The sequence below is a fragment of the Rufibacter sp. JT20002 genome (genome assembly GCF_056491185.1).
Genome location: NZ_JBSZJY010000002.1, coordinates 918,015 through 942,907 on the forward strand (window position 1 = coordinate 918,015; position 24,893 = coordinate 942,907).

The 24,893-nt window shown below is 48.7% G+C and carries 19 protein-coding genes; 9 read left to right on the forward strand and 10 right to left on the reverse strand.

All coding sequences use genetic code 11. The features are described from left to right. The first annotated feature begins 36 nt into the window (after positions 1-36). The 3 genes from ACW9SV_RS13350 (at position 37) to ACW9SV_RS13360 (ending at position 4,311) form a co-directional block, all read left to right on the forward strand. On the forward strand, positions 37-2,013 hold the full coding sequence (locus tag ACW9SV_RS13350; protein WP_479557263.1) for a cellulase family glycosylhydrolase: 1,977 nt from the start codon (positions 37-39) through the stop codon (positions 2,011-2,013). Between the two features lie 249 nt (positions 2,014-2,262). Continuing rightward, positions 2,263-3,462 (forward strand): SDR family NAD(P)-dependent oxidoreductase, encoded by a 1,200-nt coding sequence (locus ACW9SV_RS13355; RefSeq protein WP_479557264.1) that lies wholly within the window; start codon positions 2,263-2,265, stop codon positions 3,460-3,462. 108 nt (positions 3,463-3,570) lie between these two features. Next, a complete protein-coding gene (locus ACW9SV_RS13360; protein ID WP_479557265.1) occupies positions 3,571-4,311 on the forward strand; it encodes a hypothetical protein in 741 nt (246 codons plus the stop codon). 28 nt (positions 4,312-4,339) lie between these two features. Here ACW9SV_RS13360 and corA read toward each other — a convergent pair whose 3' ends face one another. Continuing rightward, on the reverse strand, positions 4,340-5,290 hold the full coding sequence (gene corA, locus ACW9SV_RS13365; RefSeq protein ID WP_479557266.1) for a magnesium/cobalt transporter CorA: 951 nt from the start codon (positions 5,288-5,290) through the stop codon (positions 4,340-4,342). A gap of 422 nt (positions 5,291-5,712) precedes the next feature. Between corA and ACW9SV_RS13370 the strand changes: the two genes are divergently transcribed. The 4 genes from ACW9SV_RS13370 to ACW9SV_RS13385 all read left to right on the forward strand — a co-directional run bounded on the left by ACW9SV_RS13370 (position 5,713) and on the right by ACW9SV_RS13385 (position 12,214). Continuing rightward, positions 5,713-6,078 carry a BlaI/MecI/CopY family transcriptional regulator gene (locus ACW9SV_RS13370; RefSeq protein WP_479557267.1) on the forward strand — a complete coding sequence of 122 codons (366 nt, stop codon included), beginning with the start codon at positions 5,713-5,715 and terminating at the stop codon, positions 6,076-6,078. A 12-nt stretch (positions 6,079-6,090) separates the two neighbouring features. Beyond that, the gene (locus tag ACW9SV_RS13375) at positions 6,091-8,460 is read left to right on the forward strand and encodes a M56 family metallopeptidase (RefSeq protein WP_479557268.1); all 2,370 of its coding nucleotides are present in this window, start codon (positions 6,091-6,093) and stop codon (positions 8,458-8,460) included. Between the two features lie 587 nt (positions 8,461-9,047). Next, entirely contained in the window at positions 9,048-11,525 is a 2,478-nt protein-coding gene (locus tag ACW9SV_RS13380; protein ID WP_479557269.1) for a TonB-dependent receptor domain-containing protein, read from the forward strand. 341 nt (positions 11,526-11,866) lie between these two features. Further along, a complete protein-coding gene (locus ACW9SV_RS13385; RefSeq protein WP_479557270.1) occupies positions 11,867-12,214 on the forward strand; it encodes a hypothetical protein in 348 nt (115 codons plus the stop codon). Positions 12,215-12,302: 88 nt separating this feature from the next. Here the strand turns inward: ACW9SV_RS13385 and ACW9SV_RS13390 are convergent, their stop codons facing one another. The 3 genes from ACW9SV_RS13390 to ACW9SV_RS13400 all read right to left on the reverse strand — a co-directional run bounded on the left by ACW9SV_RS13390 (position 12,303) and on the right by ACW9SV_RS13400 (position 15,961). Beyond that, positions 12,303-12,557 (reverse strand): hypothetical protein, encoded by a 255-nt coding sequence (locus ACW9SV_RS13390; RefSeq protein ID WP_479557271.1) that lies wholly within the window; start codon positions 12,555-12,557, stop codon positions 12,303-12,305. A 252-nt stretch (positions 12,558-12,809) separates the two neighbouring features. Next, on the reverse strand, positions 12,810-15,236 hold the full coding sequence (locus ACW9SV_RS13395; protein WP_479557272.1) for an ABC transporter permease: 2,427 nt from the start codon (positions 15,234-15,236) through the stop codon (positions 12,810-12,812). A 35-nt stretch (positions 15,237-15,271) separates the two neighbouring features. Further along, entirely contained in the window at positions 15,272-15,961 is a 690-nt protein-coding gene (locus ACW9SV_RS13400; RefSeq protein WP_479557273.1) for an ABC transporter ATP-binding protein, read from the reverse strand. 408 nt (positions 15,962-16,369) lie between these two features. On the opposite strand from ACW9SV_RS13400, the gene ACW9SV_RS13405 reads away from it, so the two are divergent. Next, a complete protein-coding gene (locus tag ACW9SV_RS13405; protein ID WP_479557274.1) occupies positions 16,370-17,728 on the forward strand; it encodes a sigma-54-dependent transcriptional regulator in 1,359 nt (452 codons plus the stop codon). Then, positions 17,718-19,070 (forward strand): sensor histidine kinase, encoded by a 1,353-nt coding sequence (locus ACW9SV_RS13410; RefSeq protein WP_479557275.1) that lies wholly within the window; start codon positions 17,718-17,720, stop codon positions 19,068-19,070. Before ACW9SV_RS13405 ends, ACW9SV_RS13410 begins: the two co-directional genes overlap by 11 nt. Before the next feature lie 71 nt (positions 19,071-19,141). On the opposite strand, the gene ACW9SV_RS13415 is transcribed toward ACW9SV_RS13410, so the two are convergent. From ACW9SV_RS13415 to ACW9SV_RS13440, 6 genes are all read right to left on the reverse strand, one after another. Next, positions 19,142-20,554, reverse strand: coding sequence for a Gfo/Idh/MocA family protein (locus tag ACW9SV_RS13415; protein WP_479557276.1), 1,413 nt, complete (start codon positions 20,552-20,554; stop codon positions 19,142-19,144). Between the two features lie 496 nt (positions 20,555-21,050). Then, positions 21,051-22,253 carry an MFS transporter gene (locus ACW9SV_RS13420; protein ID WP_479557277.1) on the reverse strand — a complete coding sequence of 401 codons (1,203 nt, stop codon included), beginning with the start codon at positions 22,251-22,253 and terminating at the stop codon, positions 21,051-21,053. 176 nt (positions 22,254-22,429) lie between these two features. After that, positions 22,430-22,819: a hypothetical protein gene (locus ACW9SV_RS13425; RefSeq protein WP_479557278.1), complete on the reverse strand. Its 390-nt coding sequence runs from the start codon at positions 22,817-22,819 to the stop codon at positions 22,430-22,432. Between the two features lie 241 nt (positions 22,820-23,060). Then, positions 23,061-23,348, reverse strand: a complete 288-nt coding sequence (locus ACW9SV_RS13430; protein WP_479557279.1) for a hypothetical protein — start codon at positions 23,346-23,348, stop codon at positions 23,061-23,063. Between the two features lie 231 nt (positions 23,349-23,579). Continuing rightward, on the reverse strand, positions 23,580-24,299 hold the full coding sequence (locus ACW9SV_RS13435; RefSeq protein WP_479557280.1) for a hypothetical protein: 720 nt from the start codon (positions 24,297-24,299) through the stop codon (positions 23,580-23,582). Positions 24,300-24,377: 78 nt separating this feature from the next. Further along, on the reverse strand, positions 24,378-24,833 hold the full coding sequence (locus tag ACW9SV_RS13440) for a hypothetical protein (protein ID WP_479557281.1): 456 nt from the start codon (positions 24,831-24,833) through the stop codon (positions 24,378-24,380). Between the last annotated feature and the right edge of the window lie 60 nt (positions 24,834-24,893).

Genomic DNA, 24,893 nt, shown 5'->3' on the forward strand with positions numbered 1-24,893 from the left:
CCATGCTTTTACTACCATAAGACAAAGGAACCACCAATGGAAAAAAGAAAAGTACTTAAAAGCAAAAGAGGGTTGTTTTGGGCTTTGCTTCTGTTCGGCCTTCTAGTTTTTCCAAAGGTGAGGGCACAGGAGGTGCCTTTCCGGAAGGGCATCAACCTGACCGGATGGTTTCAGGCCAACAGCGCCCGGGAAATCCAGTTTACCCAGTACACCCGCCAGGATTTTGAGCAAATCAAAAGCTTGGGGTGCGATGTGATCCGGTTGCCCATCAACCTGCACGCCATGACCCAAGGGGCACCCAACTATACCCTGGACCCTCTGTTTTTGTCTTTTCTGGACGAGGCGGTTACCTGGGCTGAGGAACTGAACCTGCACCTTATCCTGGATAACCACTCCTTTGATCCGCTGGACAACACCCAACCGCAGGTAGAAGTTATTCTGGAGAAAGTCTGGACCCAGATGGCCCACCATTACAAGGACCGCTCAGAACGCATTTACTTTGAGATTCTGAACGAACCCCACGGGATCTCGGATGCTGTGTGGGGCGGCATCCAGGGGCGGATTATCCAGGCCATCCGGCGGCATGATACCCGCCACACCCTTATTGTAGGCGCCACCAATTTCAACAGCTACCAAAACCTGGCGCAACTGCCGGTGTACCCAGACAACAAGCTGATTTACACCTTTCACTTCTACGATCCTTTTCTATTCACCCATCAGGGTGCCACCTGGGTAGCCCCTTCATTGGCGCCACTGGCCAACATGCCTTTCCCGTACAGAGCCCAGGACATGCCTCCCCTGCCCACTAGCTTGCGAGGTTCCTGGATGGAAGGCGCCTATAACAACTATGCGCAGGAAGGCACGGTGGCCAAGGTGAAGCAATTGATTGACATTGCCGCCCAATTTAAAGAATCGCGCAAGGTTCCTGTTTTCTGCGGGGAGTTTGGCGTGTTCATTCCCAACAGCCGCCCGGCCGACCGGGTACTCTGGTACAACGAGGTGCGGCGGTACCTGGAGGAAAAAGGCATTCCATGGACTACCTGGGATTATCACGGCAGCTTTGGTTTGTTTACCCCCGGAGGCACCGATCTGTTCCAGCATGACTTGAACGAGCCGCTGCTACAAGCCCTGGGCTTTACCCTTCCGCCCCAAACCCCATTTGTAAAACAGCCCGAAAGCGCCGGCTTTGCCATCTACACTGATTATGTGGGCAAAGGCATCCGAAACGGCAGTTACGGCAACGGTTCCTTAAACTTTTACTTTGACCAGAAGCCAAACAACGGCCGCTACAGCCTGGCCTGGACCGGGGCCGAGCAGTACAGCAGCATTGCGTTTGACTTTGCCCCTGACAAGGATCTTTCACGTTTGAAGCAGGAAGGCTACGCTTTAGATTTCATTTTCAGGGGAACGGCGCCCGCCACCAGTGTAGATATCCGCTTCCTGGACACCAAGACCTCTGACCCTAACGATCACCCATGGCGCGCCGGAGTGACGCTAAGTGCCCAGATGGTGCCTTTTGACGGTCGCTGGCACCACGTCCGGATCCCGTTGGCCAATTTTACGGAACTGGGTTCCTGGGACAATGCTTGGTTTAACCCTGAGGGCAAGTTTGACTGGACCAATATTGACCGTCTGGAGATCACCGCCGAGCATGGGGCCTTGGTACAAACCAAACTTTGGTTTGACAACCTGTATATCTCCAACAGAGACACGGCCCGGGTGTATGACCAATCGGTGTACACCGGCGGGGTGACCGGTATTCCAACTCAACCAAGCAAGGCAGACCTCCAGGTGTACCCCAACCCTGCCTCCAAGCACCTGATCCTGGAAACCAGCCTTCCTGGCAAGTTAACCCTGGAATTAAGCAACAGCGTAGGCGCCATCGTGTACAAAGCCGGTTTTCAGAAGCGCATGCAACTCTCTACGGCAGGGCTTCCTGCTGGGGCTTATTTTCTGAAGATCCGGCAACCCGATGGGCAGTACACCACCCGCAAGATCATGCTTCAACCCTAAGGAATTCTGCCGTTTGGTTTAAGGCACTTTAGGAAGAAAGAGGTTTAAAACAGGCATTAGCTTTTGACCTGTTTTTAAGAAAACATCCCTAAAACAGGCTTTCTCATTCTTTTGAACCCATCTTTGCTTCTGTATATTTGTATAAATACGGAGCAGATGCCGTATAACTTCGTAGGTCTAGTTTCGTGAAGATAAGACGAAGGCACACTCCAGTGCCTTTTCTTTTAGCTGAACCTTTTTCCTATGGAGATGAACCGTTTACAAAAAAATCCCCCACTTCCCAATTACAACTTCCTAGATCATCCCGCTCGGAACTATCCACCTAAAGCAGCTTTCCTGGGCAAACCCTCGCATGAATTATCTTGGTCTAAGAGATCGTCAACAGACTCCCACTTTGGCGAACGTCAGAAAATGGCAGCTTTTGGTAAAAAGAGGTCAAAAGCGGCCTTGTTCATGCTGTTGTCTTTCCTTTGTTTCTGGGTAAGCGGTTGCGCCACCTCTGAGTTGGGCTCTTCGGGGCAGAAGAAAGTAGCGGGTAAAACCTTTGTGATTGTGGGGGCTTCCAGCGGATTTGGCCGCGGGGTAGCCGAGCAACTGGGGGCCTACAAAGCCAATGTGGTGCTAGCGGCCCGGCGGGGCGAAGTGTTGGAGGAGATAGCCACTAAAATCAGAGCGGCGGGTGGCACTGCCCTGGTGGTGCCCATGGACATCAGCAAACCCGAAGACGTGCAACGCTTAACCCAAGCCACGCTGCAGCAATACGGCAAAATAGATGTCTGGATCAACATGGCCGGCGTGGGCGTGATTGGCAAGTTCTGGGAAATTCCCTTGGAAGACCAGGCCCGAATTGTGGACGTTAACCTCAAAGGCTTTATCTACGGAAGCCATGCGGCCATCAATCAATTCAAAACCCAGGGGTACGGCACCTTGATCAATATGGGATCGGTGGAGAGTGTGAATCCGCTGGCTTACCATGCCTCCTATGCTGCCACCAAAGGCGGAATCCTGAACTTAGGCCAGGCCATCAACCAGGAACTCCGCCTTAATGGCCTCAGGAAGAACATACGGGTGGTGACGGTGGAGCCCTGGGCCGTGGACACCCCGTTCTGGGACCATGCGGCTAACTACAGCGGGCGCCGGGGTCGGATGGCCCTCATGGACCCACCCAGCAAAGTGGTGAACTCCACCATCCGGGCCTCGCTGAGAGGCAGACACGAACGCCCGGTGGGTTGGAAAGCCAAAGGTGCCTGGGTTTCGCACCGGTACTTCCCGCGTTTTACCGAGTGGCTTTCGGGGAACGTGATCCAGAAATCTCAGATGCGGAATGCGGCTCCTGCCCCACCTACCTCCGGCTCGGCGTTTGAACCTATGCAAACCGGGCAAGGGGTAGATGGTGGCGTGCGCCAGCGCATGAAAGAAGAAAACAAAGCCCGCAAGCAGAAGCACTAAAAGACTCCACCTCAAAAGAACCCTGGTTTGAAACAGCCGGGGTTTTGAGGGTGTTTTTTGGAATCCAATGCCCATCTTCGCGGAACCGGAAACCCGTTAACAGGTTCTATGCATCGATTGATCCCCCGTGCCACCGCCGAACAGCTGCTCCAGAAAATTCAGGATTTAGCGTTACCCGTTCACTATGACTATGAAAAACACCGCCTGATCTTACCCGATGAAAAGGGGAGCGAAGAAGTGTTTTTCAGGCTGCCCCTGAGTGTACCCCCGCTTTCGGGAGCTTTGGTGCCCCAGGGCCAGGTGGTTCATTATGTCATCGTGCTGATACAAGCGGGGAACTGTGCCATGGGATACTTTGAGAATGGGGTGAACCTGAACCACAAGGTGTTCAGGTCGTACATGGTGCGCAAGAAACAGGGGAAAAGCCAAATCAAGTACTTGAAGACCAAAGGCAAATCTCGTGCGGGATCCCGCGTGCGCCTGGGCGAAACGGCGGAATTCTTTGAGAACATCAACGGGCGTCTGCAGGAATACTTTGAACAGCATGAGATTCACCGAATTGCCATCAGCTGCTCCAAAACCTTGCTGCCTTATCTGTATGACGCCAAAGTGCCTACTCCTTTTGACAAGCGGGACGAGCGGCTCTTCAAGATTCCGAGGCACGTGCATACGCCCATTTACGAAGTCATGATGGACGTGAACCGCTACCTGAACCGGGGCGAATTAGTCTATGAACCCAAACACCAGGAGTTCATCCAGCGCTTGCTGCCCGAAAACTTCACCTTTCTGGAAGACTCCGACCCTGTGGAATTGGAGGAGGAACCACCGGAGGAGGAAGACTTTGAATAAAGCTTTAAATAAATACAGGTATCTGGCTCTACAACCACTTCTTGCGTTTGAAATACCACAAGAAAGCCAAAGACGAAATCAGCATCATCACTAACGCAAAGGGGTACCCCGCCACCCAGCGTAGTTCGGGCATCACGTCAAAGTTCATCCCGTAAATGCTGGCAATGAGGGTGGGCGGCATGAACACCACCGTCATTACGGTAAAGATTTTAATGACTTGGTTTTGCTCAATATTCACCAGCCCCAGAAACGTGTTCTGCAGGTATTCCAGACGCTCGAAGCTGAACTGGGTGTGCTGCAGCAACGAGTTGATGTCTTTGATGATGGTGCGCAGCCGCTCCTTTTCGGGTTCCTCCACGGCGTAGCTCCTCAGCAGCGAAGACACCAGTCGCTGTTTATCTACAATGCTTTCCCTGATCAAAATGGTGTTTTCCTGCAGCTCAGTGATCCTGATCAGGATTTCCTCTTCAATGGACTGTTCTTTCACCAGGCGCTTACTGACCACGTTGGTGGTACGGGTAAGGAGCTCAATGAAGTCGGCGTCGTAGTCAATCTGGGTTTCCAGGAGCAGAAGCCAGATCTGGAAGGCCTTGGTAGAAGTGCTCCGGAAGGTTTTCATTTTGCGCACGGTTTCGGCAAAAGACTTCAATTCCGTGCGGCGCAAGGTGAACAGGATTTCGTTTTTCAGAATAAAGGAGACCTGGCGGGTGATGTATGCCCCTTCCTGGTGCATCACAAAGGCGGTATTGGCCTCAAAGATGTTGTCATCTTCAAAGTACCTGGAGGAACTCTCAATCTCGGCGGCTTCCTGCTGGGTAAAAAACTCAATCCCAAACTCCTCCTCCACCAGCCGCTGTTCATGGTCGGTGGGGGATTGCAGGTCAATCCAGATAATACGTCCTTTCTCCGCTGCCTGGAAGTTCTCTGGGTTTTTCTCCCAATGGATCTCTCCTCCTTTGATATAGAAGCCTCTAATCATCTCTGCTCTCCTAAAAAATGCGGCCACCTTATAGGCACGTAGCCCCGGGCCGCTGCTTCTGCAAACATATAGAATATTGTTTGCATGCTGACTATTTGTATCCTCCTCCCGCTATACTTGCCCGCTTTTTATAAGCAGAAAATGATGGAAGTTAGGTGGTACGTTCTTAACTTGAGATGGAAGGGATTAGTTACCTAAACCACCTTCTTACTCCGCCCCTTGCCCTATCAGGCGTACTCTCTCCACGGACTAGTTTCTATCTTGAAATCAGAAGTTAATGCAAGCAGTTTTGGCTTTAATTATCTTATACCAAGCTTAAAATCCCCAAAAAATGGAGCTTTACTCCTAATTCAATAGTTTTTTTCCTAATTGATTAGGATTACTCCTAACTTATTAGTAGTATTGGTTAAACATTTACCATTATGCAGAAATTAGGGAAAAGGGAAGAGCAGATCATGCAGATCATCTGGCGACTGGAGAAAGCCTTCATCAAGGATATCATTGATGAAATGCCAGAGCCTAAACCGCACTACAACACCGTGGCTACCATGGTTAAGATCCTGAACGAGAAAGGGTTCCTGAGCTCAGAGAAAGTAGGCAACACACTGCAGTACACGCCTCTGGTACCCTTAGCCGAGTACCGGACGCAGGATGTGGCCAGCATCAAGAAGAAATATTTTGGCAACTCCTTCTCCAAGATGATCACCCACTTTGCCAAGGAAGAAAACCTATCAGACGCAGAATTAGATGAGCTTATCCAAATTATAAAAGCTAAAAAGTCTTCTTAACCAACAAGAGCCATGATAGAATACCTGCTGAAAGTTTCTTTCGTGATGGGGGTGGTTTTCCTGTTCTACAAATTTGTACTGCAACAGGAAAGCTTTTTCACCATAAACCGGTTGTACCTGTTGGTAGGCATGGCCCTGGCCTTTGCCCTGCCGTTTGTCACCTTACCCCCTTTGGTCCAGAACCAGGGGTTTATTTCCGAAGCTTTTAAGGTACCTCTAGCGGCTGAGGACAAGGCAACCCAGGTTCTCCTGCCGCAGACGTCAAGCCTACAAAGGAGGAATTCCGGGACATTGGAAACCAATTCCGTTACAGAACAACCCTCGACGGTTACCCAAGAGGCGGCCACAGGAACTCTAACCACTGACAACGCATACCAAGATGCCTCCACCCCTACAACTTGGCTCTTTTGGTTGGTACTGCTATATCTGTTTGGGGTAGTGGTCTGCTTTCTGAACCTGCTCTTCCAGATTGGAGGAACGCTGTGGAAAGCTTATAAGACCGAGGACAAGATAGAAGACGGTGATTACGTGATCGTCAATGTCTCTACCAAACAAGCCCCCTGCTCCTTCTTTAAGTATATCTTCATCCACCCGGATGAGTATGATTTTGACACCTATGAGCAGATCATCGCGCATGAGAAAATACACGTTCGGCAGGGCCACACCCTTGATTTACTACTTGCAGAGATGGCCGTTATACTACTGTGGTTCAACCCTTTGATGTGGTATTTCAAAAAGGAGGTGGAAAAGAACCTGGAGTACCAGACCGATGCCCTGTTGCTGGAGCAGGAGCAGGTAAGTAAAACCCAGTACCAGTTTAACCTGCTGCAGATTGCCTGCCCCAACAAGCCCTTATCTATCACCACCAACTATAACCAGTCACTTCTCAAACAAAGGATATTTATGATGAACGCTAAAAAATCTACCCCGCACGCTTTCTGGAAATACACCTTCCTGGCCCCCCTTTTCTTTGGAACGCTCCTGCTGTTAAACAAACCCGCCACGAGCCAGGCCATTCTGAAGGACGTGTCCCAAACGTACTCGGCGGTGAAATCCAGCATTCCCCAGATGAACCCTGAGTTGCCAGACCCAGTTTCCCCTTCGCCAGAGCCAACGCTCCATACACCGGTAGTGGAGATTCCTCAACTATCTCAGGAACCAGGCGCTCCTCTCCCTCTAAATCCTATGGCGGGTGGTTTGAGCAATCCGCCTCATCCCCGCAACAGCATGCACTTTATGGGCCCTCCAGCGGATATGTCACAGGGTTTCTGGTACAGCCACGCCACCCAAACCGACTACTGCATAGAATTGAAAGGCAACGATGCCTCTTCTAACTGGAACATTAACCGGTGCTATCCTAAAAACGCCTTTACCCGCCAGGGAGACAATGTCTTCGTATTAACCCGCGAAACCGGAACCCTGCAGTTAACCGGCAACCTCACCCAGGAAGTAAGCCAGGGCAAATACAAATTCGTGCAGGATGCTTCCTTCAAAGATTACCTCTCTAAACAAGGCATCGCCAACGTGGAAGATAATTTTCTCTTCCATCTTTTTCTAGCCGACGTCAATAAGAAATATGTCGATTTCCTGAAAGGAAGCTATAAACAGGTAGATGAAGACCAGCTCCGCGATTTGGCTATTCATGGCGTGACCATGGACGCTTTCCAAGGGTACCTGGGATTGTTTAAGAAATACGACGATAAAAAGCCTGCCATTGAAGATGTGGTGAATGCCAGAATCCATGGCATCACACAGGAATATGTGCAGCAGTTGCAGGACATGGGCTACAAAAACCTGCCCTTAGACAAGATGATGGAAGCCAAAATCCATGGGGTTACCCCTGCCTTTGTGGATGGGCTGCGCAAAGCCGGGTTCGACAACCTGTCCATTGACAAAGTCATTGAGGCGAAAATCCACGGGATCAGCCCGACGTACCTGTCTGAGGTGAAGAAGCTGGGTTTTGGTGACCTCTCCCTCGATAAATCTATTCAGTTGAAGATTCACGGGGTGAATACCGACTACATCCAGAACCTTAAATCGGCCGGATTTGCCAACCTCAGCCTGGACAAAATTCTAGATGCCAAGATTCATGGGGTTACCGCCAAGACCGTGGAAGAAATAAAAAGTTATGGCTTCAAAGGCCTGACGTTGGACAAGATCATGGAAGCAAAAATTCACGGGGTAAACGGCAGTTATTTGGAAGATCTAGGCAAAGCTGGGTTTAAAAACCTGGACATTGACAAAGCCATTGAAGCCAAAATCCATGGGGTGAATGCAGCCTTCATCGCCAAGGCCCGTGAGGAAGGTTACAACCTGAAAACCCTGGATGAATACATCAACGTGAAAATCATGGGCATGGCCCGCAGAGCTAAAAAGGACTAACATATATATTCTACTAAACAAAGGTGATTGATTGCCCTTCTTTCAAGAATGCAGTTGGTCACCTTTGTTTTTAGCATTCTATTGTTACAAAACCTATTAGAATATTTTGCCTAAAACTTCACTTAAACCCATATAGGATAAAGAAAGCAGAATCTCATTGTCTTGATAAATGTACCTCAACACAATTGTCAAGGATATAACTCCTCTCAAACTCTACACTTGCCTGAGCCTCAATACAATTTTTGGTTATAATTCACCCATAGCATTTTCATACAGTAAGAAGAAGTATTAAGCCTATAAACAATTAAGTACATGGCCTTTGATTTCACCGGAAGCTTTTCTGTTTTAAGGCAAAACCTTAGAAAAGAGTCCCAAAACAGCCTTTGAATGGGTGAGCCAAAATGCCTATTACTAAAAGAAAATTAAGGAATCAACGCCTCAGAATACAACCTGACTCTTACCACCAAGATTACCGCAAAAATTTTAAAATAATTCTGGCTCCTCGTGCAACGGTCGGTTCAAACCTGTGTCTTTAGAATACAATACCCCGATCCTAACAAAACCTAATTCACTTTAAATTTCCCTCTATGAAAAAAAGAACCCTCTTTTTGCTGGGACAGCTATGCCTATGCCTGTATTTTTCGGGAGAGGTATGGGCGCAGGTCACTTCTGCCCCGCCTGCAGCAACTGCTCCCCAGGGCATAGGCAAGATTTCTGGGACGGTCACCGATTCCCTTACCGGTAAGCCCGTTGAATACACCACGGTTTCTTTGCTGCAGAAAGGATCTGCCAAATCCATTGATGGAACCTTGACCGATGCCCGGGGTAATTTCACGTTCAGGGGGGTACAGCCGGGGGAATACAGCCTTACGTTCAGCTTCATCGGGTATGAATCCAAAAGCCGGCACAACATTGTCATCACAAGCCAAAACCCCGAAGCATCAGTGGGTACGATCAAACTAAACGCCGCCGCCACCAAGTTGAAAGAGGTGACAGTACAAGGTTTAAGGCCTACCATTACTCAGGAAGCAGACAAAATGGTGGTCAGCGTACAGGGGACTGCTTTGGCCGCCGGCCGTACCGCCTATGATGTATTGACCAGAGCCCCTGGAGTGTTCATTGACCAGGAAGGGAATATTCAGTTGAACGGCCGGTCTGGGGTAACCGTGATGTTGGATGGCAAACTCACCTATTTATCGGCCAGAGACCTGCGTTCGCTTTTGGAGGGAATGCCCGCTGAAAACCTGAAGAACATCGAGATTATCACCAATCCCTCCGCTAAGTTTGATGCCGAAGGCGCCTCGGGTATCCTGAACATCAACCTGATGAAGAATGAATTACAGGGTATCAATGGAAGTATCTATGGAGGTTCTACCTACAATTTCAAGCAAGTGGGCTTTACAGCCGGTAGCACTTTCAACTATAAATCAGGTCCCTGGAATTCATTTCTGAACCTGGATGTGGCCCGCCGCGTGGGAGGCCGGGAAGCCACCTTTACCCGGGTGTTCTACGGCGAGGAAAAGACCACCTATTTTGACCAGGTAGCTACCGGAAATTTTGAGGTGCAAGGTCCGCCCGCCGTCAGAGCCGGTACCGATTACAACCTTAATGACAAGCACAGCGTGGGGGTGATGGCCTACTTTAACACCAATAAACTCCACGCCGATTTCCTGACCGACACCTATATTGGCGGAGCCCCTCGTACGTACGACCAATACATTGATGCCAATAATTACAATACCAACCGGTTTACCAACTTCACCACCAATGTGCATTACCTGGGCAAACTAGACACCTCGGGCACCACGCTATCCGCAGATTTGGACTTTGTAAGAATTACCAACCGCGGAGACGCCAACTTCTATAACTACTACAATGATTTAACCGAGTCCGGATCAAATACCCAGGATTTTCTTTACACCAGTACACCCAATGGATATAATATTTACGCAGCTAAAATTGATTACTCCCACCCGTATGCAAAGGGGAAAAAAATAGAGTTCGGGGCAAAGGCCAGCCGAGTTGCCTCTGACAATGACTCACGCTTTTATTTCAACAACTCCGAAGAACTAGTTTTAGACTTAAACCGCACAAACCATTTTATCTATGACGAAGACATCTACGCCGCTTATGTGAACTGGAGCAGTAAGTTTGGGGAACGCTATACCCTGCAGGCCGGATTGCGGGCAGAGGAAACCATCTCCCGGGGCGAATCGCTTACCACCGGGGCGGTGAACAAACGCGATTACCTGAGCTTCTTCCCTAGCGTGTTTGTGCAGCAAAAGGTAAGCGAGAACTACCAGGTAAATTACAGTTATAGCCGCCGGCTGCAGCGCCCTAATTACGGAAACCTGAACCCCTTCATCTCCTATAGGGACCCTTACACCTATTGGCAAGGCAACCCCTATTTGCGGCCGCAGTTTACCCACGCCTTTGGCATCACCCAGACCTTCAAAAAAGATTACTCTCTGATTCTGAATTACCAGTTGATCCAGGATGTGATGGCCGAGATCCCGCTGTTGGATGTAGAAAGAGCCTTGACGGTGTATACCATAGGCAACGTAGACGATGGCCACAACCTGAGCGTTACCGCCAACGTGCCGGTAAAAATCATGAAGAACTGGGACACCCAAAATACGGTGCTGGTGTCTTACAACAAATACATGACCATGGTAAACGAAAGCTTGGCCACCAACGACCAGGTGTTTTACTCCCTCCAGACAAACCACAACATCCTGCTGCCTTACAAGGTGAAAATGGAGATAAATGCCTCTTACCGCGGACCTGGTGCTTATGGCTTGTATGAAGTGTACAGCCAATGGTGGGTGAACGTAGGCCTGAAGAAAAGCCTGTTGGATGACAAACTGGACCTTAGCTTTAACGTGAACGACATCTTCAAAGGCCAACGCATCAAAGTAGGCACCATTGGCCGGAACATCAATGAGTTTGACCAGTATTTCAGAGCCCGAAGCATTGGCATAAACCTGCGCTACAATTTCAGTAGAGGCGCAAAGTTTGACCCTAAACGACGGAATAACAGCCTGGATGAGCTGAACCGTACCTAGGTAAAATCAATGGCCAACCCTACTTCAAAGTGAAATTGCCTGCTCCATTAGTTGGGGCAGGCAATTTCTTTTAAACTGAAATCAGCCTGTTTTTACAAAACCTGCCCCAAAAACCAGGTGCGAAACCAAGGCCGATAGATTTAACCTTTAGCATACCCTTTCACAGCTTTCTGCCGTTTGTGACAAAGACGCGTTTGCCTTATGCTGAGCCTTGAAGTTAGCCCATATAAATAATTGGGTGCGCTGAAGGTTCTTAAGGCTTGTGAAATGAACCAGTTATTCAATTCCAGGCAGAGCAAGACACAAAGGAAGCAAACGAGAGATTAATCTTATATTGCGGAATGTTTGCAAATGAACTACGGTTGGGAAACATCGTTTTGGAAGCCGGGAAACCGGTAGCCTTAGATGCGCCTAAACTGATTTCTATACTAAGCGGCGACGAAGCCACCTATGCCCCAATGCCACTAACCGAGGAGTGGCTGTCGGGTGCCTCCTACAATGCACTGGAACATGAATTCACGTTTCAGGAACTAAGCCAATGGGCCTTGGACCCCGAGTACAAAGAGATTGTTTTTAACGGTGGGTACATTGCCACCAGTGCCCCGGTAGAATTTGTGCACCAACTGCAGAACTTCTTTTTTGTTATGACCGGCGCAGAGTTAACCCTCCCGCTGGAGAAATTCCAATAATCCACTTGAAGGAGTACTTCGTTTAGGGCCATTTTAGAAAAAACGGACCCAAAACGAAGCTAATACCATCAACGCTTTTCTTCTCAAATTAATAATTTGCGGCCACCTCCGCCCTTTGTACCCCTTCCTGGGTTAAACGGCAAAACAGGTTCATTTCAGGTGACTGATCCAGCTCCACCAACTTCTTTAAGCTGAGATCCCTCATTTCCTGTTCAATTTCACCCAAAGACAAACCGGGTGTTTTCTCTGAGATAGCAGCGGCATCTATAGGCCAACTGGTTTTATCTTCCTGGTCTTGCACAACGGCATACATTGCTTTCAGTATTCTGCTCTCTTTGGCCATATTCTTTATTTTAACTTTGGGTTCCAAGATGGTTCTTAAAGAAGGCGCACCTCCTTCTCTCCTGAATGTACGCAAGCCAGACAAGGAGGATTGTGATTTACTTTGGTCATCCTACATATGAGGTAACTTAAAAGTAAATAGGAAAGCATAGAAATTCCTTAGAGTCCAACTCGTTCAACCACAAAAAAAAGGATGCTTATCCGGTAAAAACCAGATAAGCATCCTTTCAGTAGATAGAGTAAGCCCTTTGTGTTACTCCATTCTTAGATTCTTCACGGGGTTAAGTGTTGCTGCTTTCAAGGCTTGGTAACTCACTGTCAGAAAAGCTACTATGCACGCCATCAAAACGGCGGCGGCAAAGACCCAGTAAGGAATGTCAATACGGTAGGCAAAGTCCTCCAGCCATTTCCGCATGGCGTACCAGGCCAGCGGCATGGCAATAAGAGCGGCAAACAGGACCAGCTTAAGGAAGTCTTTGGACAGCAAGGTCACGATGGAAGAAGTCTCTGCACCCAGAATCTTCCGGATACCGATTTCCTTTTTCCGGCGTTCGGCGGCAAAAGCGGCCAAGCCAAACAAACCCAGACTACCGATAAAGATGGCGATGCCCGTGAAGATGGTGAGCAGAGACTTAAGCTTATCTTCTGAGGTGTACATCTTCTCAAAGTTGTCATTCATGAACTTGTACTCCACCGGATAATCAGGCGAGAACTTGTCCCAAACCGTTTTGACATGGTTGATGGAGCTGGCCAGATTAGCGGCCTCTAGTTTTACGGCTACTTTCACGTAAGCATCGGGGTAAATCTGGAGCACCGTGGGGTCTACTTTATCATAGAGGCTCTTGAAGTGGAAGTCTTTCACCACCCCAATGATCTTCCCTTCTTTCATGGAATCTGGGTTGGCTTCGTTCCAGGTGGGCCACAGCAAGGGTTGCCCAATGGCTTTCTCAGGGGTACCGTAGCCCAATTCCTTAAGGGCCGTCTCATTGATCATGAAGGCATGGTCGGCATCAGTCTCGTACTCTTTTGAGAATGCCCTTCCGGCAATGACTTTTACATCCAGCGTGCTTAGGTAATTGAAATCCACCATCAGCATACTAACCCCATGGTGCTGGTTCTGCCCGTTTTTAGGCACTATGATGCGGTCCCCGGCGGTGGCATCACCCGGAAAGCCGTACCCGATGGACACATTCTTGATGCCGGGACCTTTGAGTAACTCGGTTTTGAAGGTCTCATGGTTTTGAAACATGTTATCGCCCCTCATCTGGAAGAACAGGACCTGCTCTTTGTTAAATCCCAGGTCTTTGTTGTGCAAATAGCCCACCTGCTTGTACACGATGATGGCACTGATGATAAGGAAAATAGACAAGGCAAACTGCACGACAATAAGCCCGTGCCGCAGCCATTGGATCTTGCCTACTTTGCTATCTACTACCACCGCGCTCTTCAACACTTTCACAGGCCGGAACCCCGACAGCACCATGGCCGGGTACAATCCTGCCAGAATACCTACCACCAACGTCAGCACCAGCAACAGCAGCAGCAGTGAAGGGTTGGTAAACACATTGAAGGTCATCTGCTTGTTAGTAAAGGCATTAAGCGAAGGCAGCAACAAAGACGTTAAGGCCGCGGCAAAGATGACACTGATGAGTGTGAGCAACACGGTTTCACTCAGGAACTGCAGCATCAACTGGCCTTTGCTTGCGCCAATGGCTTTGCGTACCCCTACCTCTTTCGCCCGCTGCATAGACTTGGCCGTGGCCAAGTTCACAAAGTTGAAACAAGCAATAAGCAGGATGAAGACCGCAATGATGCCCAATGCCTTTACATAGGTGATGTTGCCTTTGATGGATTGGTCAAACTTGAAGCCTGCTGAGTACAGGTACACCTCACGTAAGGGTTGCAGCACCGGAACGTACTTGTAAGGCTCGTTTTTTTCATCATCAATCTGCTTTTTGATGATGTTATGCAACTTGGTTTGGGCTGCTTTGGCATCGGCTCCTTCTTTCAATTTAACATAAGTATAAAACTGTTGCCAACCCCAGCTTTTCATCCGCTCAGCAGGTAGTTCCGCAGATGCCAGCGGGAACACGAAATTTACGGGCAAGTGGAACCGACCTTTTGTGCTGAATACCCCTTTCACGATGCAGGAAAATTGGTTTACTTCCAGTTTTTTGCCCACCGGATCTATGTTCCCAAACACGCGCTCTGAAAATTTGTCTGAGATCACGATGGAGGTAGGATCATCCAGGGCCTTTTCAGCGGAACCATACACAAAAGGAATCTGGAAGACCTCAAAAAAGGTCGGATCGGTGAAGAAGCACCCTTTTTCATAAATCTTCTTATCCCCTGCTTCTACCAGGCTGTTGCCGTCAAACTGGATCATCAGAATGCGCGCCATCTTTTCTACTTCGGGGATACTTTCCTGTAAACTGGTCCCAAACATAGGCGGAACGCTCGTCATAATGCCGCCGCCTTCCTCGGCAGACTGATCGTTGTAGACGCGGTACACCCGGTCACCGTCGGGCAGGAACTTGTCGTATTGCAACTCATCGTAGACAAACAAGCCAATCAGTAAGCAGGCAGTTAAGCCTAGGGCCAAACCTGCAATATTAATAAAGCTGAAGCCTTTGTGCCGTAGCAGGTTGCGGTAGGCTATCTTAAAGTAATTCTGGAACATATTATTGGTTCTTAGATGCTTTGAATTGAGTAGGTTTAAGCGGTTTGCGAAGCCATTTCCTCGGTCAGGATGGTCTGGCCGTCCAGCATCCGGATGATGCGGTGGCTGAACTTAGCATCGTGCTCTGAGTGGGTGACCATGACAATGGTGGTGCCCTGGGCGTTCAGTTCAGACAACAGGTCCATCACTTCATTGCCGTTGGAGGAATCCAGATTTCCGGTAGGCTCATCGGCCAGCAACAGATTGGGGCTGTTGACCACCGCCCTGGCTACCGCCACCCGCTGCTGCTGCCCACCCGAGAGCTGTTGCGGGTAATGGTTTGCCCGGTGCGAGACCTGTACTTTCTCCAGCACCTCCTCTACCCGCTGCTTGCGCTGTGCGGGTTTCATGCCCAGGTACAGCAAAGGCAATTCCACGTTCTCGTAAACCGTCAATTCATCAATCAAATTAAAGCTTTGGAACACAAATCCAATGTGGCGTTTGCGCAATTCGGCGCGTTGGCGTTCCGAGAAACGGGCTACTTCTGTGCCGTCAAAAACCAGGCTGCCTGCATCTGGGTCGTCTAACAATCCCAGCAGGTTCAACAAGGTAGATTTGCCGCAGCCCGATGGCCCCATAACCGCCACAAACTCACCCTTCTTTATCTCCAGGCTTACTTTGTTCAGGGCAGTGGTGTGGACCTCCTCGGTGCGGTACACTTTCTCAAGGTTCTTGATCTGTATCATACAGGTAGGGTTAGCTTTGTATCCTGTACCGGAAGTGCACACCTAATGCCAAAACTGCTTCTTCTTGTTTTTCAATCACTTACCCTAAAACAAGCGTAAAACCACGTGCAAATTCGCACCTCATGTGTGCGTTTTCGCACGTGTTGTACCCGGTGGTAGATGTAAAAACATTCGTTTTCAGGCAGTTGTAAGAATGGCATAATTATCGTTTTTTCGTTTGGCAGAAGACTTTCTCCACCAGAAGGCTTTTGCGGCAGGCAAATTGTCCCCTAGCCATGGCCCGCTTTGTTTCAGGGCTACTTTCTAAAAAGCACTTATGAAACAGGCGGTAATCTGCACAAAGCTGGAAACTGGAAACAGCGCTGGTCTTTAAAGTAACACCCTATCTACCCTTTATAACAGAATACCATGCAATTGAAGAAGGCTACCGTTTTGGTGATTGATGATGACCCCGATGTGCTGACCGCCGTCCGGTTACTGCTCAGGCCGCAGGTGAAAGAAATTGTGGTAGACAAAAACCCCGAGAACATTCCGACTCTGTTAAAGCAGCACACCTTTGACGTGATCTTGCTGGACATGAACTTCGTGTCTTCCATTAACACGGGCAACGAGGGTATTTTCTGGCTTAAAGAAATCAAGCGCCTCAAGTCCACGGCCGCGGTGATCATGATCACGGCTTACGGCGACATTGACCTGGCCATCCGGTCTTTGAAGGAAGGCGCCTATGACTTTGTGGTGAAGCCTTGGCACAACGAGAAACTCATGGCTACGTTGCAGGAGGCGGTGAGCGGCAAAGAGAAAAGTGCCCAACCTGCTGGTAACGGCACCAAGACGGCAGGTATGGGAATGGAACTGCTGGGCGAATCTGAGGCCATGCAGGACATTTTCTATAAGATCAAGAAAGTAGCCCCCACTGATGCCAACATCCTGATCCTGGGCGAAAACGGCACCGGGAAAGAGCTCATCGCCAAAGCCCTACACCAGCTTTCCTTACGGGCCAACCAGCCTTTCATCAAAGTAGATGTGGGCGCCCTGACCGAATCGTTGTTTGAAAGTGAGCTGTTCGGGCACAAAAAAGGCGCCTTCACCGATGCCCGGGAAGAACGGGCGGGCCGGTTTGAGGCCGCGGATAAGGGTACCATCTTCCTGGATGAGATCGGGAACATCTCGCTGCAACAGCAGGCCAAACTGCTGAGCGTGCTGCAAAACCGGCAAGTCATTCGGGTGGGGTCAAATGAACCCATCAACGTCAACGTACGGTTGCTGTGCGCCACCAACGTCTCGCTTACGGATCTGGCCAGCGATGCCCGTTTCCGGAAAGATTTAATTTATCGCATCAACACCGTGGAGATTGTGGTGCCACCGTTGCGCCAACGGGGCAACGATGTAATTCTGCTGGCCCGACACTACATTCAACTGTATTCAGAAAAGTACCTGAAGCCCCCGCTGGACCTCACCAACAGGGCCATAGAGAAACTGAAAAGTTACTCGTTTCCGGGTAATGTACGGGAACTGCAATACGCCATTGAACGCGCCGTGATCATGGCCGATGACCATGCCTTGGATGCGAAGGACATTATCTTCTCTCCTATTGAAACGTCTGGCGTGCAGGCCAGCCAGAACACCGCCACCAACCTGGAAGAACTGGAAAAAGCCACCATCATTCGGGTGTTGGAGAAACACAATGGGGTCATGACCAAAGCAGCTAAAGAACTAGGCATTACGCGTACCGCCTTGTACCGCAGATTAGGAAAGTATGAGCTTTAAGAACTTTGAGGGAAAGCTCCTGCTGCGGGTCTTTTTGCTCTTGCTCACCTTGAGCACGCCTTCGGTCGTTATTATGCAGGGCTGGGCCGAGCTGCTGGTGTTTCTGGTGCCGCTGCTGTTGTACCAGGTGTACGAACTGTACCATTTCCTGAAAAAAGCCCAGGAAGAACTGAACCTGTTTATTGAGGCCATCCAGAACCGCGATTTCTCGCGCTACTTCAGTGAGAAATCTAACTCGCCCCAGCTGCTGCACTTGCGCAAAGGGTTCAACCAGATCAATTCCACCTTCAAGACCATCAACCATGAAAAAGAAACGCAGCACCAACATTTGCAGCGCATTCTGGAGTTGGTGGATACGGGCATCATGTCCTATGACCTGGACAGCGGCGAGGTGGTGCTCATGAACGAGTCTTTGAAAAAGCTCTTGCAGATGCCCTTCCTGAAAACGGTGCACGCCCTGGAGAGAAGAGACCCCAGCCTGTACGCCGAAATAAACAGCCTTCCCCCGGGTCACCCTAAGATTGCCCTCATCCAGACGCCTAGCCTGGAACGAAGCACCTATAAGTTCATGCTTTCGGCCACGGTTTTCCAAAACGAGGGCAAACGGTACAAACTGGTGGCGTTCCAGAACGTGAACGATGCCTTAGAGGAAACTGAATCCAATGCCTGGCAGAAGCTTCTGAATGTCATGACCCACGAGATCATGAACTCCATTGCCCCAATCTCATCGCTGGCAGACACCCTGAAGAACCGATTGCAGGAAACGGTGCCCACCGGGGTTTCTTCCGCTGATCTGGAAGATCTGGAAGAAGGCATTAGTACCATCAAGTACCGCAGCCAAGGCTTGCTTAAGTTTGCCCAGACGTACCGCAACCTGAGCAAGATCACCCACCTGAACAAAGAAAAGATCTTCCTGCAAGACATTTTCATGAACCTACGTCGGCTCATGCTTCCTTCTCTGGCTCAGAAAAACATTCACCTGAACATCCTCCTCAGTGACCCTGATCTCACCCTGGAAGCCGATGCCAACTTGCTAGACCAGGTCCTGATCAACCTCTTGGTGAATGCCGTAGACGCCGTCAAAGAACAACCTGACCCTGAAATTACTTTGTCCGCCTATTCTTCTGCCGAAGGCAAAGTGGTTCTCAAAATTTCAGATAACGGAACCGGGATGTCTAAGGAAGTGCAGGAAAAAATCTTCATCCCGTTCTTCAGTAGCAAGAAAAACGGCAGCGGCATTGGCCTGAGTTTATGCAAGCAGATCATCATGCTCCACAAAGGCACCATTCAGGTCCAATCTGAAGAAGGAAAAGGCACTTCGTTTTTCCTGTTCTTTCGGTAAAAGGGGGAGAAAACAGAAAATGACTCTCTCTTTGAGGGGAGAGTCATTTTGGATTTACGTTACTCTTATACCTACTCTAACTTCGGCTCTGGGCCTCTAAACGCATCCTTCTTGGCCACCGCAGGCAACTTCACCGGGCGACCTTCTTTGGCGGATTGGTAGATGGCTTCCATGATGCGATGGTCCTGTAGGCCTTCTTCGCCGGGCGTAAAGGGCTGAAGGTCTTTCAGCACACATTCTGAAAAGTGGTCCATTTCGGTGGCGAACTGGTTTTTGTGCGCGATGTCTACGTCTTCTTTCCGGACAATCTTTCCGTCAGCGCGGGAGGTCTTCATTTGCTGGCCAGTGTAGGAGAACGCGGGGTCCATGTTGATCCAGCCGCGTTCGCAGAGCACCCGGTAGCGGCGGCTTTCGTGGGTGTCATAATGGGTGCCGCAGTTGGCCACAATGCCGTTGGGGAACCGCATCTGCCAGGACAGCATCTCCTCCACCTCTTTGAACAAGGGATCTCCCGGGGTGCTGTATTGGTAGCCAAATACCTCGGTGGGTTCTTCGCCCAGCAAAAACCGAAGGGTGTTGAGACAATACAAGCCAATATCGGGCAGGGCGCCGCCTCCGGCCAAGGCTTTCTTGTGCCGCCAGTGCTCAGGGTTGGCCGAGCTTTGGGTGTTAAATGCTTCTATGAATTTGACATCGCCAAACTTCTTGTCGCGCACCAGCTCGCGCACGTGCCGGTTGTAGGGCTCATACTGAATGCGGTAAGCCACCATGAGTTTCTTGTTGGCTTTGCGGCAGGCATCAATCATGGCCTGACATTCAGCTGAGGAATTGGCCATGGGCTTTTCGCAGAGAATATGCTTCCCGGCCTGGGCACCCCTGATGGTATATTCAGCGTGCAAAGCGTTGGGCAGCACAATGTAAATCACCTGCACCTCAGGATTGTCTTTAAGCTGGTCGTAGGTCTGGTAGCTGTAGCAGTTTTCGGGCTTGATACCGTACTGCTGGGCCACTTTGCGCATCTTCTCGGGGCTGCCGCTCACCAGTGCCACAGGTTTGGATTTCTTGCACTCGCCAAAAGCAGGTAGCAGTTCCTCCAGGGTCAAGTGCCCTAATCCTACCAGGGCATAGCCCACCCGTTGGTCTGGGGGCAGTGGCGTGGGTGTGGGTCCCGACTGGCGGTCGGCGTCAGATTTCCAAGCTTCCAGTTTGATGGGCTCCTGCTGGCCAGAAGGTACCTGCGCCGGGGGCGAAACCGCGGGCAGCTTGGGAACGGTCTGCCCGTTGGGGGCTGTCATACTTCCGCTGGAGGAAGTGGCAGCGGTAGATGAGCCGGAAGCCGCTTCGGTGGATTTACAGGAGGCTACCAGCCCTCCTACGATGCCGGCGGCCACGCCTTTACCAGCCATGTGTAGAAAACTTTTCCGGCTTACCGGCTGGGTGAATTCATCGGGCACCAGGGTCAACAGTCTGTCTAGGGGGAACATACCATGTTGTTTAAATGAAACAGAAAACGCCTGCCTTTCTGACAGACTTCTTTTTTAAACCCTCCTGTTTCAGAAATGTTTACCGAATCTTCCCAGAATAAGCATAGGTAACATAGCGGTAACAAGAAGGCTCCCAGACCAACAGCAAACTATTAAGCCCTTCTCATTCATTAAGTGACATTCCCTTGAGCGCATCCTACCCCACGCATTCCGTCCCCCTTTAAAGGAGGTTGGGGGATTACAAGGGCAGCGGAAGAAGCAACAGACATTGGTCTAGGCCAAGAAGACTGCCTAAGTTATAGGGAATGCCATGATCAGCTAACGTCATCATCCCCCTACCCCCTTCAAAGGGGGACAACAAGAAAAAGTACCTCTTCAAACTTAAAGTGAAGTAAAGCCGAGTGAGGAGGAGATTTTGAATGAAAGGCATTGAAGTTTTAGGCTACTTTTTGCAAAAACAGCCTTGAAATGAAAAACTGGTGTTCGTGAGATTGACTTACTTTTGCTCCGCCACGCCTTCTTTTCTTACCAATCGCCGCATAGCTAGCAACCCCAATAACGGTCCGATAGCCAAAAACAGAAACCAATAAGCAGGTGCCACCGCACCTTGCAAACTGCGCAGAAACTGAATACTCACGATGGTGATGGCAAAGCCGAGAGAATTGACAATGGTTAGCGCGGTGCCTTTGGCCTGGGCTGGGGCATTCTGCGCCACCAACGTGGAGAACTGCGGCGAGTCCATGACCACGGCCAGGCCCCACACCAACAACAAACCCAGAAACAACGCAAAAGGCAGTAGAAACAGCCACGGTGATAGCAGGCAGCACCCCATGGAAACTGCCAAAGCCCCAAACGCCGTTCTGCCGCTCCCAATACTACCGGAAAGGTACCCGCCTGCAACGCACGCCACTGCTCCTACCGCAATGATGGTAAAGGACAATAGCGGATTGTTAAACGGAGTTTCGGGGTGTGCCTCGGCGTACAAGGCTAGGATCACGGGCACAAAGGCCCAGAAGGTGTATAGTTCCCACATGTGCCCGAAGTACCCGAAGGCGGCAGCTCTGAACTGTTTTTGCTTGAATATCTGGAAAAAGGCCTTAAAATCTGGTTGGCTGCTGCGGCTTCTGAACGGCCCATCGGGTACCAGTCCAAACAAGCTAATTCCGCCCAATACGGCCAAACCCGAAGTAGCCCAAATCACATAGCGCCACGGAAGTCCTTCGGTGAGGCTCTTGAGTAAGTGCGGAAACGCCGTACCCAACACCAGGGCTCCTACCAGAAACCCCAGCGCCTTGCCCAGGCCTTTCTGGTGGTAATCAGCGGCGATTTTCATGCCTACCGGGTAAATCCCAGCCAGGCAAAAGCCCGTGAGAAACCGGGATAGCAGCAAAGTGGAAAGCCCCTCGGCCCAAAGCAAGCTCAAGTTAAACCCCGCTCCCACCAACGCGCACACCAGAAACACCTTTGACGGCGAGAAACGGTCTGAAATAGTGAACACGGCAAACACCAAGGAACCGAGAATAAAGCCCAACTGCACCGCCGAGGTGAGATGGCTCAAAGAACTGGCCTCTAAGTGAAACTGCGGAATCAACTCAGGCAGCACGGCATTGCCCGCAAACCACAAAGAGGTGCAGGCAAACTGGGCCAGGACAATGGTGGGGAGAATGTGTTTGGAAATTGAATAAGAGGTTGGTTCCAATTGAAAATTGGTGATTGATTTCCTGGATTGTTGGCTTTAAACTTGAAGAGGTGGTAAAATAAGGAAAACTATAAGATGGTTGTCAAATTTTTAAAACATGTAATCTGATCATTCCCCAACGTACTGGTTTAACCACGGGCGAAGCGTGGTGTTTATACCTTATTGTATGGCGTTTTTTAATTTATAATAAAGATTGAGGAGAGAAAATTTACTGGTTTACTATCGTTATCTGACGCTACACGCACCTCAATTCTATATCTCCCACTATTTGCCTGCCAATTAAAACAAAGTTTATTATTTGCCTTTTTCGGGTACCATTTAACAATTGTAGAATCATTTGCTTTTAGCAATCGGTAGGTAATCCCTAGCTTTTCCCGTGGATTGCAATTGTAGTTTGCCAAGTCTGGTACCTGCTCAACCCATTCAGATTCTTCCTTAACTAAAGTTGAAAGGCCCAGAGAAAAGAATCTGTCCTGGTTAGTCTTGTTGATGATTGTAATTTTAATCGGTTCCCCTTTGAGGTAGGCAGATTTAATTCCTGAAACAGCTATAACCTCGGAATTCATCGCCAAGCATGGAAGTGCTAAGATTATCAATAAGTAGAGCTGTATCAGTTTTCTCAACTTGAATAATATTTAATATTAAATATTCAATTCAACGGTTTGGCTAAGCGACGTCGGAGGCCGTCGGCCGATGCTGGCGTTTACACGTGGTTGTGGCAAGTTGCTTCTTCCACCGACCCTGTATTTTATAGGTGCTCAAGTCTTACGTAAAGGAAGTTTGAGAGTATTGTACTAGCCTTGTTTATTACTTTCCACCTTCGAGTGCTTCTATTTCCCTTAGGACTAACCCATACTTGTCATTGCCCTTTGGGAAGGTTCTGCTGCAAGGCCCCGTCGTTAAACCGTAGCGTTCGTCTTGAAAGGCAAATACTATATATTTTTTGTTTCCCTTGAAGCGGAAGCCACAGGATGTCCCTTTCCAAACTGTCGCTACTTTTAGGACTTTTGTTGAATCGCCTTTATAGCTTCTTTCAACTCTAATAGAATTTTCAACATACTTCAATATATATCTTTCCTTCACGGTAATAGGCAACTTTTTTGTTCTTCCTGCTTATGATTTTTCCCAGCACGACAGCTTCTGACTTTTTGTATTCCTCTTCATAAGAAGGCTCTGAACATATACAGGCAAATAAATTATTTGCTGATAGTAGAAGCAATAAGACCAACAAAATCTTTAACCCATTATTCATATCATCAATTTGTCACAACGGTTATTATAAAAAACCTGCAAGGCCGTCGGCCGAAGCATGATTTTTATACAATGTTATGCATTGGCTTTTTTCTTTTCTTCAACCATTTTAACCTTGACAAAGAACCACGGAACAGGTTCAAAGCCATTTTCTTCATCATTCATGTATCTTACTAGGCTTTCCCAACTATGGTCATTGTCAATAAGTCCGTAGTGATTTATCTGAAAGTTAAACTTCTCTGCTAAACTACTTGAGAGGTCATGGCAATGAAATGAATGAAAGTCGCCACTTTGCTCTATTCCTATTAAATCATAGCCGATGACCTTTTCTGAACCATCCGTTACTTCTGGGATTTGCCTTTGTAAATTATCACAGAGTCCAATAGCCCCAATTTCTTTTTCCTTAATTAAAAATTCCTCTATAAGTTCGTCCTTTTCTGTTTCAGGGAAGTTTATGCTGAATATATGATAGTCCTCAGCGGTGTTAAAGAAATTTGATTTATACTCGCTTAATGTCGCAAAATCGGAGAAAGTACATATCCAGCCAATCTTCTTTTCCTCAAATTTCTGATCGGCCCAAGATTGAATTTTCTTAATTTGTAGTGAAGTCAAATTAAATTCTTTTTTAGCTTCTTTAAGTCCGCTTTTCCCGCTAGAACTCCAAGATATTGACCATGCGTCGAAGTAGGAGTCATTAATACAAGTACTGCAAGTGCAAATTTTAGCTCCCATCCAAGAGCCGAAATTTGCACTGCTTAATTTCATAAAATAGTATGCCCCAAGATAGTACTTCATATTTTTAGCTTGTGCATAACGGCTTGTATAGAAGGCGAACGAGGCGCAGCCGAAGTTTGACTACTATGCCTTGTTGGGCTACGAATTTATTTCTAGGTTACTCCACACGATTTTATTGTTTCTCAAGGTAAACCTGGGAAAGAAGTTGAATATGGATGGTACATCTACATTAGGTTCAAGTGTTATCCATACATCATCACCATTTCTCTTAAGTATTACTGCTATCAAAAAATACATTTTTTTTAACTCCTCCTTCTCCAATTGCCACTTAGTACCCATAAAGCAGGAATGCATATAATCGAAAATAGTTTGTTCTACGTTTTGGATGTTTTCTGATAGTTGTCTGATTAAAGCAATATGTGCATTCGATGGTGTAGATTCTTCCTCAACTTCAATCGTCAATTCCACCTTATTAGATTTGGAGATATTCTCAACATCTCCAAACCATTCATTTCCGCTCCTTTGGTGGTTTAATTTTAATGATCCGTATCCACCTAATTTAAACTCTACTTTTTTCTTATTTTCGAATAGCATTCTTTAATTGATATGCAGCCCAACGTCTAGTGCATGAGACGTGCAAGGCCATCGGCCGTA

Bases quoted from the DNA above. Each gene is read 5' to 3' on its own strand.
- ACW9SV_RS13425 (WP_479557278.1), bottom strand. From the start codon at position 22,819: ATGAATTCCGAGGTTATAGCTGTTTCAGGAATTAAATCTGCCTACCTC.
- ACW9SV_RS13355 (WP_479557264.1), top strand. From the start codon at position 2,263: ATGAACCGTTTACAAAAAAATCCCCCACTTCCCAATTACAACTTCCTA.
- ACW9SV_RS13400 (WP_479557273.1), bottom strand. From the start codon at position 15,961: ATGATACAGATCAAGAACCTTGAGAAAGTGTACCGCACCGAGGAGGTC.
- ACW9SV_RS13410 (WP_479557275.1), top strand. From the start codon at position 17,718: ATGAGCTTTAAGAACTTTGAGGGAAAGCTCCTGCTGCGGGTCTTTTTG.
- ACW9SV_RS13390 (WP_479557271.1), bottom strand. From the start codon at position 12,557: ATGGCCAAAGAGAGCAGAATACTGAAAGCAATGTATGCCGTTGTGCAA.
- ACW9SV_RS13440 (WP_479557281.1), bottom strand. From the start codon at position 24,833: ATGCTATTCGAAAATAAGAAAAAAGTAGAGTTTAAATTAGGTGGATAC.
- ACW9SV_RS13435 (WP_479557280.1), bottom strand. From the start codon at position 24,299: ATGAAGTACTATCTTGGGGCATACTATTTTATGAAATTAAGCAGTGCA.
- ACW9SV_RS13350 (WP_479557263.1), top strand. From the start codon at position 37: ATGGAAAAAAGAAAAGTACTTAAAAGCAAAAGAGGGTTGTTTTGGGCT.
- ACW9SV_RS13405 (WP_479557274.1), top strand. From the start codon at position 16,370: ATGCAATTGAAGAAGGCTACCGTTTTGGTGATTGATGATGACCCCGAT.
- ACW9SV_RS13360 (WP_479557265.1), top strand. From the start codon at position 3,571: ATGCATCGATTGATCCCCCGTGCCACCGCCGAACAGCTGCTCCAGAAA.
- ACW9SV_RS13415 (WP_479557276.1), bottom strand. From the start codon at position 20,554: ATGTTCCCCCTAGACAGACTGTTGACCCTGGTGCCCGATGAATTCACC.
- ACW9SV_RS13395 (WP_479557272.1), bottom strand. From the start codon at position 15,236: ATGTTCCAGAATTACTTTAAGATAGCCTACCGCAACCTGCTACGGCAC.
- ACW9SV_RS13385 (WP_479557270.1), top strand. From the start codon at position 11,867: ATGTTTGCAAATGAACTACGGTTGGGAAACATCGTTTTGGAAGCCGGG.
- ACW9SV_RS13375 (WP_479557268.1), top strand. From the start codon at position 6,091: ATGATAGAATACCTGCTGAAAGTTTCTTTCGTGATGGGGGTGGTTTTC.
- ACW9SV_RS13380 (WP_479557269.1), top strand. From the start codon at position 9,048: ATGAAAAAAAGAACCCTCTTTTTGCTGGGACAGCTATGCCTATGCCTG.
- ACW9SV_RS13370 (WP_479557267.1), top strand. From the start codon at position 5,713: ATGCAGAAATTAGGGAAAAGGGAAGAGCAGATCATGCAGATCATCTGG.
- corA (WP_479557266.1), bottom strand. From the start codon at position 5,290: ATGATTAGAGGCTTCTATATCAAAGGAGGAGAGATCCATTGGGAGAAA.